This window comes from Thalassolituus marinus (assembly GCF_020320395.1).
Lineage (GTDB): Bacteria > Pseudomonadota > Gammaproteobacteria > Pseudomonadales > Oceanobacteraceae > Venatoribacter > Venatoribacter marinus.
This window is the reverse complement of record NZ_JAEDAH010000005.1, coordinates 1-13,376: the sequence shown is the minus strand read 5'-3', so window position 1 is coordinate 13,376 and position 13,376 is coordinate 1. Positions and strand designations below refer to the sequence as shown.

Here is a 13,376-nt window from a genome sequence, read left to right as displayed (position 1 = left end):
TAGCCAAAAGATTATCGGCCCGCTGTTGCTGAGTCAATTTAGCAGGCTTTTTCCTGGCGGATTATTCACCGATATCTTCGTTCCATAATTCGGCATTATCAACGATGAACTGGCGCATCAGATGGATGCATTCCTGGTGTTGCAGAATGGTGATTTCAACACCGCGTTCTGTAAGTAAGGATTCCGGGCCTGAAAAAGTGACATTCTCACCAATAACCACTCTGGGAATACCATACAGCAGGGCTGCACCACTGCACATATCGCAGGGCGAAAGAGTAGAGTAGAGCGTGCACTCCTGATAGACAGAGGCTGGCTGGCGTCCGGCATTTTCCAGACAGTCCATTTCAGCATGGCGAATCACACTGCCTTGCTGCACCCGGCGATTATGGCCGCGGCCAATAATGACGCCGTTGTGTACCAGTACCGAACCAATGGGAATGCCACCCTGTTCGCGCCCGCGGCGGGCTTCTTCCAGAGCAGCATTCATGAATATTTCATCGCTGGTGTAAGTCATTAGCAACTCCCTGCTGAGACGTTGCGTTATCCTCACATGTTTTCGGATGGACTACCAGAGGTCGCCGTAGCGGTCGCGGTGGCAGAGGTAGAGACGCAGATCAAATTCCAGCTGGTGGTAATCCGGCTCCATATAACAACAGAGTTTGTAAAAGGCCTTGTTGTGTTCTTTTTCCCGCAGATGCGCCAGTTCGTGAACCAGAATCATACGCAGCAGCGGTTCTGGTACGCGGCGAAACAGCGACGATATTCGGATCTCGTTTTTTGCTTTGAGCTTGTTGCCCTGTACCCGCGAGACAAACGTGTGCAGACCGAGGGCGTTGTTGATAACGTGAATTTTGTCGTCATAGATGACTTTGCTGATCGGTGGTGAGCTGCGCATGTGCTCGTTTTTCAGATCGATAGCGTACTGATACAGCATTTTTTCTGAGCTGAGTTCATGTACGTCGGGATACTTACGCAGCAGTAACGTAGCAGTCTTTTCTTCGTCGAGCAGGCTTTGCGCCTGGGCCTGCAGTTGCGGACTGTAACTTCCCAGATAGTTGGGCTGACGCGGTTTATTCATGGTTGTCGCTCTGCTCCTGACACAACTCCAGCCAGGCGTTGATACCAGCACTGCGATATTTCAGTTTATGCACGATGATGTATAACTGGCGCGAGAAATCACGCGCCGGAACGTCCAGTCGGATCAGGCTGCCACGACGGAAGGCATCCGCCAGGGTTATCAACGACAGGCAGCCAATGCCCAGTCCGGCTTCAACCGCACGTTTAATCGCTTCCGTATGCTGCAGTTCGAGAGCGATGTGCAGATCGGGTAATAAGCCATGCATGGCACGGTCGAAAGCCTGGCGTGTACCAGAACCGGCTTCGCGCAGAATCCACTGGGCATTCCGCAGATCATCATCTGAGAGGTTGGTACTGTTGCTGGCGAGTGGATTGTCACGATCGCAGAAGACGGCGAGCTCGTCCTCGCGCCAGGGAATGATTTCCAGATCGGGATGATTAATCTCACCTTCGATCAGACCTACATCGAGATCGTAATTCAGTACTTTGTCGACGATATGGCGGGTGTTGCCGACATCCAGGGTAATGGCTGATTGCGGATAGCGCTTCATGTAGTCGGCCATCAGCCCCACCGCCATGTAGTTACCAATCGACAGGGTGGCACCGACATTCAGCGGACCCGCTTCCGCGTGTTGCAGCAGGCTCTGCTCAAAATCCCGTGCCTGAGCCAGTAAGGCTTCGGCTTTGGGACGCATCAGGCGTCCCTGTTCATTAAGCTGCAGACGCTTGCCCATACGATCAAACAGCTGCAACCCAAACTGATTCTCAAGGTCTTTCAGTGCACTGCTGGCCGCACTCTGTGACATAGCCAGGCGGTCGGCGGCGCGGGTCAGGTTTTGCTCGTGGGCGATGGCCACAAAGACTTCAAGCTGGCGCAGGGTGTAACGCATGGCGCAATCCTTATCTGAAAAATCGAACAGATATAACTGAATAATCTGATTTGCCGATATTGTCGCTGGCGCTAAGCTGTAACGCAAGTTAAATCATTACCTGCGGAAACCAAGATGAGTAACCTGATCCGGGAAACAGTCACCAGCGTCCACCACTGGAACGAGACACTGTTCAGCTTCACTACCACACGTAACCAGGGCCTGCGTTTCAAGAACGGTCATTTCACTATGATTGGTCTGGAAGTCGCAGATAAACCGCTGTTACGCGCTTACAGTATCGCCAGTGCGAACTATGAAGAGGAGATGGAGTTTTTCTCAATCAAGGTTCAGGATGGTCCGCTGACCTCCCGTTTGCAGAAACTGCAGGTGGGTGATGAAATTCTGGTGGGTACCAAGCCGGTGGGCACGCTGATTACTGACAGCCTGTTGCCGGGCAAGAACCTGTATCTGTTGAGCACGGGCACCGGGCTGGCGCCGTTTATGAGCATCATTAAGGATCTGGATGTTTACGAGCAGTACGACAAGGTAATCCTCACCCATGGTGTGCGTTATGTTTCTGAACTGGCGTATCAGCAGCGTATTGAGGAGGAGCTGCCGAACAATGAGTACTTCGGCGATGTGGTACGTGACAAGCTGATTTATTACCCAACGGTTACGCGTGAGCCTTTCCGTAATCAGGGGCGACTGACTGATGCGTTAACCAGCGGTAAGCTGACCCGCGATATTGGTCTGGCGGATCTTAATCCGGAAACCGACCGTTTTATGCTGTGTGGCAGCCCGGCGATGCTGGCCGATCTGACCGAAATTCTGGATGGTATGGGCTTTAAAGAAGCGCGTGCCGGTCACGCTGGTCACTATGTGATTGAGCGGGCCTTCGTCGAGAAGTAATTCATAGGGGAGGCCATTATGGTCTCCCGTTTCGCGTTATTCGAAATCCGCTAACCATTTCTTCAGCAGCTGATTCAGCTGCTGCTGTTCTTCGTCGCTCAGAGCCTGCAGCAGCTGAGCTTCGGTATCGACATGTTCGCCGATCGCCTGGCTGATTAGCTCGAAGCCGCTGTCCGTCAACTGTACCAGCAGGCTGCGGCGGTCTTCCGGATCGGGCAGGCGCGCAATCAGTCCCTGCTTTTCCAGCTTGTTCAGGCGATTGGTCATCGCGCCGGATGACAGCATGGCCGAGCGAAACAGCAGGGTAGGAGTCAGGCAGTAAGGCTTACCGCTGCGCAGCAGGGTAGCGAGAACATCAAACTCTCCCCACGCCAGGCCAAAACTCTTGTGCTGGTTTTCTATGTGCTGGCGCAGGTGAGTCGTAAGCCGTTTCAGCCGGCCAATCAATGCCATCGGCATAGGCTCCAGCTCAGGACGTTCTGTACGCCATTGGCTGACAACAAAATCAATGTGATCGTTAGAGTCTGGCATCGGGTGTTGTATCCATACGCTTCGTGCGTTGATAGTGTGCCCGGTACATATCTTCACGTAAAGATATTTGACCACTATTGGTCAGGTTGTTATCTTTCTATTAAATATCTTAATGTGAAGATAAAAATGCAAGCAAACACCTCACCTGCTCCAGCATCCGCCTGGTGGCTGGCACTGATCGCGCCCTTGCTGTGGGGGACTACCTACCCGGTTACCAAGGCCTGGTTGGTGGGATTTGACCCTATGTGGCTGGCCACTCTGCGTATTCTGGTACCGGGGCTGCTGATGTTGCCGTTGGTACCACTGTCCGTGTGGCGTAGTCGCTGGCTGGCTATCGCAGTACTCAGCACGTTGAATATCGGCTTGTTTACTGCACTGTTGTTTGCCGGGTTACAGCGGCTGCCGGGCGGCATGGCAGCCACCCTGACGGCCAGTATGCCGTTGCAGATTCTGCTGATTCGCGCGCTACTCGGACGCTTCCCATCGCTACTGCAACTGCTGTGTGCTACAGGCGGTATCGCCGGTGTTGCCTTGCTGGTGTGGCAGTCGCCGGTGACGCCGGACTGGACTGGTGTAGCCTGTTCACTACTGGCAGCAACCAGCATGTCGATTGGTGTTTTGCTGATTCCCGTCCTCGGCAAGGATATCAAACCGATGATTATGACCAGTGCCCAGCTGGCGCTGGCCGGTGTTGTGCTGTTGCTGGTTACCATGCTTGCCGGGCGTCCTTTTCCCCAGCTGACGCTGGGTTCTGTTCTGGCTTTGGGCTGGCTGGGGCCGGTGACGATGGGTATGGGCTACATTCTCTGGTTCCGCTCGGTAGCGCGTCTGCCCGTCGACAAGCTGGCTTTTCTGGGACTGGTGAACCCTGTCGTCGCTGTGGTTGCCGGTGTATTGTTCCTGAGTGAGGCATTGTCTCTCGTTCAGCTGGCCGCGATTGTACTGGTACTGGTATGTGTGGTGATGGCGCAGTTACCTGCACGAACTCAAGCAAAAGGCTGAAAGCTGGCATTGAAGCTGCAGTAGAACCCGTCTGACGGTAATTTCGACGAAAAGTCGACGTTTATTAAAGAATAAAGTGACGGGAGAATGACGATGCCAGGACAAGGTAGCGTTGAAGACGTAATGCGCAGTCTGAATTTCGCGCAGGATGTCAGCAAGCAGATCAAAGAAGCGAACTACCAGATGGATCGGGTTGAGCTGAAGCGTTTGCTGGCGGAAATGACCGCCGCCGTTGCTTCCAGCAAGATGGAACTCAGCTTGTTGCAGGGTGTGTGTGAAGCCCGTGATGCTGAGCTGATCCGTCTGAATGAAGCACTGGTATATCGCGGTAACCTGCGTCGCCGCGGTGATGGTTACTACAAAACCCTCGATGGGCGCCCCTACGGCCAGCCTTACTGTTCTTTCTGCTGGGAGCATGACAACAAGTTGATGCATCTGCACAGCCGTATCCTGAGTAAGGACGTACGTATCTGCCCATGCTGCAAAAATGAGTATCAGGCAATTCGTACTCCGTATCTTGAAGCCGAGGGCTACAGTGTTTAAGGCCGGGTTAACAGGCTCGGGTAGTGCAGGGCGGACGCAGTGTCCCGGTGAGCAAGACTATGATTGACATATTCCTGGGCTATAGTGGCGACTGATCTGTTTGCGGAGCTTTGTTATGTACCGTCTGGCGATTGCCACTGTTGTCGCTGTTGGGTTAAGTCATCTCGCTGTTGCTGAGGAGCCGACGCCATCTGCTGCTGTGCCAGAGTCGGCACCGGTCGAGCTTATGGATGAGCTGGAGTCCTTGTTACCTGAGTCCGGAACAACCCGTACCCAGGCGTATCAGGTAGAAACCATTGCTGAGGACGAGATTAAGGAAGACGTGCGACGTATTCCGGCCATTGTCGAAAAAATTCAGGTGATGCATGTGGCCAGCAAGAACCCGTATGTTCTGATACCACACAGACCCAACTATGTATTGCCGCTGACCTGGCAGGCGCGCCCGAGTGATGCAGAGCGCGACCGCTTACTGGAGCATCTGGGCGATGACCCTGACGAAGCCGGCCTGGATGGTAACGATCATTTTGAGGCGGTGTTTCAGCTCAGTATTAAATATCTGCTGGCCGAAGACGTGTTCGGGAAACTGAGCCGTATTGAGGTTGGCTATACCAACCGCTCTTTCTGGCAGGCCTACAACAGTGATATTTCAAGACCGTTTCGCGAAACGAATCATGAACCAGAGCTGATGTTCTCGTGGCAGACGAGGAATCCCTGGGTCGACTACTTCTCTGTTTCCCTTAATCACCAGTCCAATGGCCAGACCAGTTCATTGTCACGCAGCTGGAACCGGGTGATTCTGTCGACCGTGTCGGTTATCCCCAGTGGTGTCGTGCAGTTACAGGGTTGGTGGCGCGTGCCGGAAGAAAAAGAAGGTGACCCGTGGGACCCGGAAGACAACGACAATCCGGATATTGACGATTACATGGGGCCGGGGCAGCTGACCTACATGCATGTAATGAAGTTGCACACGTTTTCCGTCACGGTTCGCAATAACTTCAACTTTGATGAAAACCGTGGCGCACTGGAGCTGGGGTGGAGTTTCCCTCTGACCAATCGTCTGAAAGGTTATGTCCATTACTTTAACGGTTATGGCGAAAGCCTGATCGACTACAACCGTTATCAGGAACGCTTTGGCCTGGGTATTAAGCTCAGCGACTGGTTCTGATTATAATGGCGCCCCCAGTGAGGAGCGCCAGATGATTACACTCGGACTTATTATTAATCCACTTTCCGGTATCGGCGGAGCTGTTGGTCTCAAAGGCAGTGACGGTACAGATATTGTTGAGCAGGCACTGGCTCTTGGGGCGCAGAAAAAATCACTGGCGCGCAGTCGTCAGGCGCTGCAGGTCATTGCCGATCTGTCATCACGCTTTCAGATACTGACCTGTCCCGCTGAGATGGGGGAAGAGCTTGCTGCTGAATTCGGATTCAGCTACCGCCTGATCGATGCCGATATTGCTCAAACTCACACCTCTGCGGATGACACCCGTAAAGCAGCACAGGCGATGCTGGATGCCGGCGTAGACCTGCTGGTGTTTGCCGGCGGCGACGGTACTGCACGGGATATCTGTGCGGTGATCGGTGACGCTGTTCCGGTTATTGGCATTCCGGCCGGGGTGAAAATCCATTCCGGTGTTTACGGTATTACTCCGCTGGCCACCGGCAACGTTATCCGCAGCCTGCTGTGCGGCGAGCTGGTGGATGTTAAGGAAGCGGAAGTTCGTGATCTGGATGAAGACGCTTTCCGTAACAACCAGGTTCGTGCCCGTCACTATGGTGATATGCGCGTACCTCAGCACGGACATTTCGTGCAGGCGGTAAAGCAGGGCGGCGTAGAGGATGAATCTCTGGTGCTGGTGGATATTGCGGCCTATCTCTGCGAAGAGATGGAAGATGATGTGCTGTATCTGATTGGTTCCGGTAAAACCACGCAGGCTATTATGGATGAGCTGGGTCTGGAAAATACACTGCTCGGCGTGGATGCGGTGTGTAATCGTGAACTGGTGGGCCGTGATCTGAGTGCCAGCCAACTGCTGCAGCTGAGCAGTCAGTATCAACAAACCATTGCCGTTGTCAGCGTGATGGGTGGTCAGGGGCATATTTTCGGTCGTGGCAACCAGCAGTTGTCGCCAGCGTTACTGCATCAGCTGGGCAAGCAGAATATCAGGGTGATCTCGACCAAAACAAAAATAGCCGCCCTGAACGGACGGCCATTGATTATGGACAGCGGTGACCCGCAGCTGGATCAGGCATGGTCGGGCACCATTGAAATCATCACCGGCTACCGCGACCACATTGTGCATACACTGGCCTGATCCTCGGGTCAGAGCCGCGTTTTACGATACTTTGAACAGTGACACGGATTCCGCCAGATCGCGTGCTTTCTGACTCAGAGATAAGCCATCACGGGCAGCTTCGCCTGCCTGGGTTTTGGTCATATCCGCCAGTTCATTGATTTCGATGATATTGCGATTTATCTCGGCGGAAGCCTGAGTCTGCTCTTCGGCGGCGGTGGCGATCTGAATATTCAGGTCGCTGATGCTGCTCATACTGCTGTAAATGTTCTGCAGAGAGTCACTGGTTTCACGCACTTTATTAATACCCGTCTCAGCACGTTTACGGGAGTTCTGAACGGTATTTACGACTTCTTCTGTGCCTTTATTAAATTCACTGATGGTGGTTCGAATGGATTCGGTGGACTCCTGCGTTCGGCTGGCCAGCGTTCGAACTTCGTCGGCTACTACGGCAAACCCTCGTCCCTGCTCACCTGCACGTGCTGCTTCAATGGCAGCGTTCAGTGCCAGCAGGTTGGTCTGTTCCGCAATAGAATTAATTTCAGCCAGAATTGCGCCAATGTTTTCACTGTCGCGCTTCAGTTTTTCAATAGCACCGGTGGCATTTTCGATGTCATGGTTGAGCGTTTCAATTTCAATGCGAGCTTCACCGGATAAGGTTTTGCCACTTTCTACCAGGTGATGAATGTCGCGCACACTGCTGGCTGCCTGATTGGCATTGGCAGCTACTTCCTGAATGGTCGAGGTCATCTGGGTCATGGCGGATACGGTATGCCCAACCTGTTCCTGCTGTTGCTCGCTGGCTTTACCAACCTTATCGGTTATCTGTGACATCCGGTTGGCGGATGTGCTGGTTTCGTCAGCCACAGATCGGATACTGGATATTGTCGTCTTTAACGTCCCGATAAGGTGATCGAAAGCACGCGAAAGTTTGCCTATTTCATCCTGAGACTGGTAGCGGGTTGTAAGGTTTAAATCCAGTTCATTGGCACAGCGGTGAATGGTATTGGTAATGTGTTCGATAGGGTGCCATACCGCGCGTGAAACCATCATCAGCAGGGTGGTGATAATGGCGACCACGATCAGAGTTGCAATCGCCAGCAGTGTGTAAACTGCTGCTACTTTTTCAGCAATCTGATTTTCAATCAGCTGGTTCAGCTCAACGAACGTATCCTCCACTTTTCTGGAAGACTCACGAATCTGGCCACGGATGCCATCCTTTTCTGACAAGCCGATTTTCCGTTCGTCATTAACAAGCTGGGTAAACTGTTGCTGATACGACGACAGCTTCGATCTGATCAGAGCTTCGTCGGACATAAAGGAACGCTCGAGTGTTTGTTCAAAACTACTGATCTGAGCGTTGAACTTATCCATGTATTTTTCCAGACGGCGAAGCATGAAATCTTTTTCATGACGTCGCAGCATCAGCATCTGATAAAGAATTTCGTAATTTCCGGATTCTTTGACCACGCTCTCAATACCGTGTACTGCATCTCGCAGAGAGCCATAAAGTCCCTGCTCGTGGTCCAGACCGATAACCAGCTGATTCTCTACCAGTGCTGTAAAGAGCTTCGAGTAACTGGCGCTTTCGTCCTGCAGTAACCGCAGCAGCGGGGTAGCATCGGACATGCCCCCCAGATCTTCTTCGAGCTTAGCGACAGATTCATTAAGAGAAGCTGAAGCGTCGTTGAATTTGTCGGCATACTTTGTGTCCTTGCGGGCCATAAAGTCTTTTTCATGTCGTCTCAGAGTCAGTAGCTTATTCTCGATGATTTCTGTATCAAGACGAATTTCCTGAAGCTGACTGAGTTGATTAAACTGATTGATGCTGATCAGCAGCGTCAGAGCGATACCGATGACAGAGACAATCAGAATCAGATGATGTTTGGCACGGATGCTGAAATTGCTGAGCAGGTTCATGGCGAAATCTTCTTACACTTGATGTCAATCAAGCTTAGTTGACGCTCCGTAAAGTGCTAGCGCTCATCTGATTCGCGTCAGCAGGTTCTTACAACGGGTATCTGTCGGCTGAATGTCAGCAGATTTACGTATACGCAGCAAAGAATCTGCTTACTTATGCTGGGTAAAATTTACCATGTGTAAAAAAATACCGGCTTACGATCATTTACAAAAAAATTAGATTTTTAATTCTCCAGTAAAATCAATTAATTGAGACGGTTGTGGGGTTTTTACGGTGGCGGGTGTCAATAATCTGTTACTTGTCCATTCTTTCTATAAGGTTTCATTTCGGTTAGATTCCGCCGACGTTGTATCTCACCGAATATTTCGCCGTTATGAAGTGTTGTTTTTGCTTTAAATCTGCTCTGGGTGGAACCCCGATCACTGCCCCGGGTATTGGTCCTGCTCATCAGGCCTGTTACGAAAAATACCTGATCGAGCAACGCGTTTTTCAATCCCTGAACCTGCGCAACCTGACCGATACCGAACTTGGTGATCTGCTGGAAATGGCCACTATGGAGCGCAATGCCCGACAATCAACCTGCGATGAAGTGGAAATCTGGGCCTGATCAGCTGAAGCCTCTTTGGCTTTGATAGTCCTTTCTGGTGATTTTTTGATCTGCTAATTTGGTACTAACGTACAATAACAAATCAAGGACTCACCATGTTCACATTCTCTATGCGCAGGAGGCTGATACTGGCTGCCTCTCTGTTGGCTGCCAGTAGCAGCTATGCGCTGCACAGCCTGCCGTCAGATTCAAAAGTTTCTATCAGTTCCTCGCTGGTCGAAGGTATCGAAGATAAGATCTTCACGGACCAGAGTGGGCGCCAGATCAGCTTACGTGGTTTCAATGTGTCCGGCGAAGTGAAGCTGGCGGAGTCAGGGTTTAAGGCATTTAAAACAGCGCAGGATGCGCATGACAGTCTGACGCTATTGCGCCAGAAGACAGGCGCGAACATGATCCGCTACACCATTGCCTGGGAGGGCGTTCAGCCTTCTGCCGGTGGGGTTGATGAATCATATCTGGCTGCAGTTGCCGAACAGATAGCTATCGCTGCAGACCTGGGCCTCTATGTTCTGATCGACTATCACTCAGACCTGTACAGTCGCCACACCTTTACGGCTGCATCATCTGATACCGGTAATGGCGCTCCTGCCTGGGCGGTCAGTGATGTGTATGGTAAGGATGACTGTGGTCTGCCCTGTGATCTGACCTGGGCCGCTCATAAACAATCGGATTCAGCAGTGCGCAATGCTATGCGCAGCTTCTGGTTTGATCACTGGGCACTGAATCAGGACCTGGCGGATACCGAGTTGTTTATGGCAGATGTGGCTCAGTGTGTGGATGTGTCTTCTGCAGCCATAGTCAACGATGCCAATATCATCACCTGGTCCTGCCACAATGCAGCCAATCAGCGCTGGCATTACCACCGGGATGCCACATTACGCAGCGCTGCTGACGGCAATTTCTGCATAGACGCCGCGGGTGGATACAGCAGTAACGGCACCAACATTCAGCTTTATCAGTGCAACAGCTCGACGGCGCAGAAATTCGCACTGGATCGCCATGGGCGTCTGCACAGTTTACTCGACCTGAATAAGTGCATTACCCGGGTTAACCAGAATCTTGAACTGGCCGAATGCGACGCCGCTGCCAGTGCCGCAGAACAACAGTTTGTTCTGCGGGATGGCAGCAGTGATGCCGTACTGGCGGGAGACCTCGATTATGTACAGAGTCAGTTTGTCTGGCAGCTGGGCGAAATGCTCAGTTATTTACAGCAACATCTGACCTCTGAACAGCTGGCCTACATTATCGGTGTTGATCCGATTAATGAGCCGTTTGATGGCGGTACTGGTGCCATGAGTTATGCCGACTGGGATAACTACGTATTGTGGCCATTTTATGAAAAAGTACGTGCTGAAATGGATCGTCGTGGCTGGTCGGGTACGCCCGTTTATGCCGAGCCTAATGTCTTCTGGAGTTCAATAGCCGGCGCGGTAGCACCAGCAACCGGTGGTCATTATCTGGCTTATCAACCGGGCGACGGTTTTGTGTTTAACAGCCATTTTTATGATCAGGGCCGCATGGGAACCAACGACCTTTCTGTGGCCCGCAATGGTAGCTATTTCGACAACCTTGATCTGATTCGCAATGAGGCGCGCTACCTGAATATTGCACCTTTTCTTTCTGAATTCGGCATGTGGCTGGACGGCTGGGGTCACACCGACACTTCCCGTATTGTGAATGCTACCTATCAGGGGATGGAGTCCTCAGACAGTGCGCGCAGTAAAGATCGTTACCTGAATTTTTATACTCCGCTGATCAGCGGCAGCCAGTGGCAGTGGGATTACTATTACGACAACCACTACGAATTACAGAATGGCAATGAAGAGCAGGTGCGGACAGAGGATGACGCCTGGAACGGTGAAAACTTTTCGGTGATCGCCAATTATGGCCAGAGCTATAACCTTGATGCTCGTCTGCTGGAGCGCGCCTATCCACGTGCTGTTCAGGGGCGCCTGTTGCACTTTGCCTATTCGGGGCAGGTGCCGGATGAAGCCGGAGAAATCATGAACTGGTACAGCATTCGTGCCAGCTTGCCCGGTTATTTCCGTGACCGAGAATTTTTACGTGACAGCATTTTTGCCTTTGCAGCATGGCGTGGCCGCAGCAGCGAGGCACCGACCGAGATTTATTGGCCGCGTCATCGTGATTCCGGGCAGTTAACTCTGATTACCGAGCGTCTGATTGCGAGTGGTAGTGAACTGTCACAGACAGTTCAGCAATCGCCCGACGAGGCTGTACTGGTGGCAGACGGCTCCGCCAGCGGCGGTCAGCGACTACTGGTCTGGGACGATACCAGCCCGGAGGAAAATGAAGATTCTCTGCATTTTGCCTTACTGATCGACGGTACTGATTTGTCCGCCAGTGAACTGCTGCAACTGCAGCAGGCCATTGTGGCGACTCTGGCGTCAGAGCAAAGCCCGGTGTATCTGACGGGGGCGATGACTCACTCTGGCTACGGCGAAGATAAGGGCACAACGGATAATGGTTTTGTTCTGGTTAATGCTGACAGTGGATTGTGTCTGGATGTGGCCGGAGCACGCAGCTGGAATGGCACTAATGTTCAGTCCTATACCTGCAATGGTACTCAGGCTCAGCGCTGGTTTTATGACGAGCAAAGTGGCTATCTGCGCTCAGCGCTGAACACGTCAAAGTGTCTCGATAATGGTGGGCAGATGTACGACGGGGGCAAAGCGGTTCTGTGGACCTGCAGTGGCAACAATATGCGCTGGGATCGCGTGGGCAAGCGGTTGCTACCCCGTCTTAACTCAGGCTTTGCGCTGCACGCCGATGGCGTTTCTGCCTCGTCAGATGTGCGCTTGCGCAGTATCAGTAACAGTTCCCGCCAGCAGTGGGAGATGCAGTACTGAGTGTTTAAATAAAGATGGGTAAATGTGACGGTTGCCGCTTGGGAAGTTGGCGGAAAGGATTATACTGGCTGGATATCCCTGTATAGCTATAAGGAAATACCCATGACGCAACCGTCTGATCAATTCAACCTGGCGACCAAAGTTCTGCACTGGGGCTCGGCGCTGGTCATTTTCGCTCTGCTGATTGTTGGCCACGTGATGGATGGTATGCCGCGTGGTCCGGAAAAGCTGGAGGTTATCACTCTGCACAAGTCCTTCGGCGTACTGGCGTTGTTGCTGCTGCTGATACGTATCCCGGTGCGCATTACCAATCCGGTTGCGCCACTGGCGGGTACTCCACGCGCCGATGTCGTTAAAGCCAAAGCGGTACAGGGCATTCTGTATTTACTGATGCTGATTATGCCAGTGAGCGGTATTCTGATGAGCCAGTCGGCCGGTTACGGTGTTGCTTTATTTGGCCTGGAATTACCCATGCTGATGGGCAAGAGTGAAAGTGCGCATGAATTCTTTGAAGGTGTATACGGTCTGGCGTCCTGGGCGCTGGTGCTGGTACTGGTTGCACATATCGGCGCTGCCTTACTGCATCATTTTAAAATGAAAGACGACACCCTGAAACGCATGTCATTCCGTAAGTAACTGCGTTATTCAGCGTATAAAAAAGCCGGCATACGCCCACTGCTGTCCCACAAATTTTTATTTGAACTTTTGTGAAATATTCATAGCCCCTTGTCCTCATAGAGGGGCCTTACCCCTCTC

At 52.2% G+C, this 13,376-nt stretch carries 13 protein-coding genes; 8 read left to right on the top strand and 5 right to left on the bottom strand.

Annotation, left to right across the window (positions count from 1 at the left end; all coding sequences use genetic code 11):
- Window positions 1-61: 61 nt before the first annotated feature.
- From I9W95_RS01050 to I9W95_RS01040, 3 genes are read right to left on the bottom strand one after another with little or no spacing between them, the layout of a single operon-like run.
- The gene (locus tag I9W95_RS01050) at window positions 62-514 is read right to left on the bottom strand and encodes a nucleoside deaminase (protein WP_225670879.1); all 453 of its coding nucleotides are present in this window, start codon (window positions 512-514) and stop codon (window positions 62-64) included.
- A gap of 51 nt (window positions 515-565) precedes the next feature.
- Window positions 566-1,078 (bottom strand): YgjP-like metallopeptidase domain-containing protein, encoded by a 513-nt coding sequence (locus I9W95_RS01045; RefSeq protein WP_225670877.1) that lies wholly within the window; start codon window positions 1,076-1,078, stop codon window positions 566-568.
- Window positions 1,071-1,967, bottom strand: coding sequence for a LysR family transcriptional regulator (locus I9W95_RS01040; RefSeq protein WP_225670875.1), 897 nt, complete (start codon window positions 1,965-1,967; stop codon window positions 1,071-1,073). The genes I9W95_RS01045 and I9W95_RS01040 overlap by 8 nt, the downstream gene beginning before the upstream one ends.
- Window positions 1,968-2,081: 114 nt before the next feature.
- Here I9W95_RS01040 and I9W95_RS01035 point away from each other — a divergent pair, with 114 nt between their 5' ends.
- Window positions 2,082-2,855, top strand: coding sequence for a ferredoxin--NADP reductase (locus I9W95_RS01035; protein ID WP_225670873.1), 774 nt, complete (start codon window positions 2,082-2,084; stop codon window positions 2,853-2,855).
- A gap of 36 nt (window positions 2,856-2,891) precedes the next feature.
- On the opposite strand, the gene I9W95_RS01030 is transcribed toward I9W95_RS01035, so the two are convergent.
- Window positions 2,892-3,386, bottom strand: coding sequence for a MarR family winged helix-turn-helix transcriptional regulator (locus I9W95_RS01030; RefSeq protein WP_225670871.1), 495 nt, complete (start codon window positions 3,384-3,386; stop codon window positions 2,892-2,894).
- Window positions 3,387-3,512: 126 nt separating this feature from the next.
- Between I9W95_RS01030 and I9W95_RS01025 the strand changes: the two genes are divergently transcribed.
- The 4 genes from I9W95_RS01025 (at window position 3,513) to I9W95_RS01010 (ending at window position 7,246) form a co-directional block, all read left to right on the top strand.
- Window positions 3,513-4,388 carry a DMT family transporter gene (locus I9W95_RS01025; protein WP_225670869.1) on the top strand — a complete coding sequence of 292 codons (876 nt, stop codon included), beginning with the start codon at window positions 3,513-3,515 and terminating at the stop codon, window positions 4,386-4,388.
- Window positions 4,389-4,481: 93 nt separating this feature from the next.
- Window positions 4,482-4,931 carry a hypothetical protein gene (locus I9W95_RS01020; RefSeq protein ID WP_225670860.1) on the top strand — a complete coding sequence of 150 codons (450 nt, stop codon included), beginning with the start codon at window positions 4,482-4,484 and terminating at the stop codon, window positions 4,929-4,931.
- A gap of 115 nt (window positions 4,932-5,046) precedes the next feature.
- Window positions 5,047-6,096: a phospholipase A gene (locus I9W95_RS01015; RefSeq protein WP_225670858.1), complete on the top strand. Its 1,050-nt coding sequence runs from the start codon at window positions 5,047-5,049 to the stop codon at window positions 6,094-6,096.
- A 31-nt stretch (window positions 6,097-6,127) separates the two neighbouring features.
- Window positions 6,128-7,246 carry an ATP-NAD kinase family protein gene (locus I9W95_RS01010; RefSeq protein WP_225670856.1) on the top strand — a complete coding sequence of 373 codons (1,119 nt, stop codon included), beginning with the start codon at window positions 6,128-6,130 and terminating at the stop codon, window positions 7,244-7,246.
- Window positions 7,247-7,267: 21 nt separating this feature from the next.
- Here the strand turns inward: I9W95_RS01010 and I9W95_RS01005 are convergent, their stop codons facing one another.
- The gene (locus I9W95_RS01005; protein ID WP_225670854.1) at window positions 7,268-9,145 is read right to left on the bottom strand and encodes a methyl-accepting chemotaxis protein; all 1,878 of its coding nucleotides are present in this window, start codon (window positions 9,143-9,145) and stop codon (window positions 7,268-7,270) included.
- 374 nt (window positions 9,146-9,519) lie between these two features.
- Here I9W95_RS01005 and I9W95_RS01000 point away from each other — a divergent pair, with 374 nt between their 5' ends.
- The 3 genes from I9W95_RS01000 to I9W95_RS00990 all read left to right on the top strand — a co-directional run bounded on the left by I9W95_RS01000 (window position 9,520) and on the right by I9W95_RS00990 (window position 13,256).
- Window positions 9,520-9,753: a DUF2175 domain-containing protein gene (locus tag I9W95_RS01000; protein ID WP_225670852.1), complete on the top strand. Its 234-nt coding sequence runs from the start codon at window positions 9,520-9,522 to the stop codon at window positions 9,751-9,753.
- A 95-nt stretch (window positions 9,754-9,848) separates the two neighbouring features.
- A complete protein-coding gene (locus I9W95_RS00995) occupies window positions 9,849-12,620 on the top strand; it encodes a ricin-type beta-trefoil lectin domain protein (protein WP_225670850.1) in 2,772 nt (923 codons plus the stop codon).
- A gap of 102 nt (window positions 12,621-12,722) precedes the next feature.
- On the top strand, window positions 12,723-13,256 hold the full coding sequence (locus tag I9W95_RS00990; protein WP_225670848.1) for a cytochrome b: 534 nt from the start codon (window positions 12,723-12,725) through the stop codon (window positions 13,254-13,256).
- Window positions 13,257-13,376 lie beyond the last annotated feature (120 nt).

What these genes read in the sequence shown, in the direction of transcription:
- I9W95_RS01005 (WP_225670854.1), bottom strand. Translation starts at nt 9,145, where the DNA reads ATGAACCTGCTCAGCAATTTCAGCATCCGTGCCAAACATCATCTGATT.
- I9W95_RS01000 (WP_225670852.1), top strand. Translation starts at nt 9,520, where the DNA reads ATGAAGTGTTGTTTTTGCTTTAAATCTGCTCTGGGTGGAACCCCGATC.
- I9W95_RS01020 (WP_225670860.1), top strand. Translation starts at nt 4,482, where the DNA reads ATGCCAGGACAAGGTAGCGTTGAAGACGTAATGCGCAGTCTGAATTTC.
- I9W95_RS01030 (WP_225670871.1), bottom strand. Translation starts at nt 3,386, where the DNA reads ATGCCAGACTCTAACGATCACATTGATTTTGTTGTCAGCCAATGGCGT.
- I9W95_RS01040 (WP_225670875.1), bottom strand. Translation starts at nt 1,967, where the DNA reads ATGCGTTACACCCTGCGCCAGCTTGAAGTCTTTGTGGCCATCGCCCAC.
- I9W95_RS01015 (WP_225670858.1), top strand. Translation starts at nt 5,047, where the DNA reads ATGTACCGTCTGGCGATTGCCACTGTTGTCGCTGTTGGGTTAAGTCAT.
- I9W95_RS01050 (WP_225670879.1), bottom strand. Translation starts at nt 514, where the DNA reads ATGACTTACACCAGCGATGAAATATTCATGAATGCTGCTCTGGAAGAA.
- I9W95_RS01035 (WP_225670873.1), top strand. Translation starts at nt 2,082, where the DNA reads ATGAGTAACCTGATCCGGGAAACAGTCACCAGCGTCCACCACTGGAAC.
- I9W95_RS00995 (WP_225670850.1), top strand. Translation starts at nt 9,849, where the DNA reads ATGTTCACATTCTCTATGCGCAGGAGGCTGATACTGGCTGCCTCTCTG.
- I9W95_RS01010 (WP_225670856.1), top strand. Translation starts at nt 6,128, where the DNA reads ATGATTACACTCGGACTTATTATTAATCCACTTTCCGGTATCGGCGGA.
- I9W95_RS01045 (WP_225670877.1), bottom strand. Translation starts at nt 1,078, where the DNA reads ATGAATAAACCGCGTCAGCCCAACTATCTGGGAAGTTACAGTCCGCAA.
- I9W95_RS00990 (WP_225670848.1), top strand. Translation starts at nt 12,723, where the DNA reads ATGACGCAACCGTCTGATCAATTCAACCTGGCGACCAAAGTTCTGCAC.
- I9W95_RS01025 (WP_225670869.1), top strand. Translation starts at nt 3,513, where the DNA reads ATGCAAGCAAACACCTCACCTGCTCCAGCATCCGCCTGGTGGCTGGCA.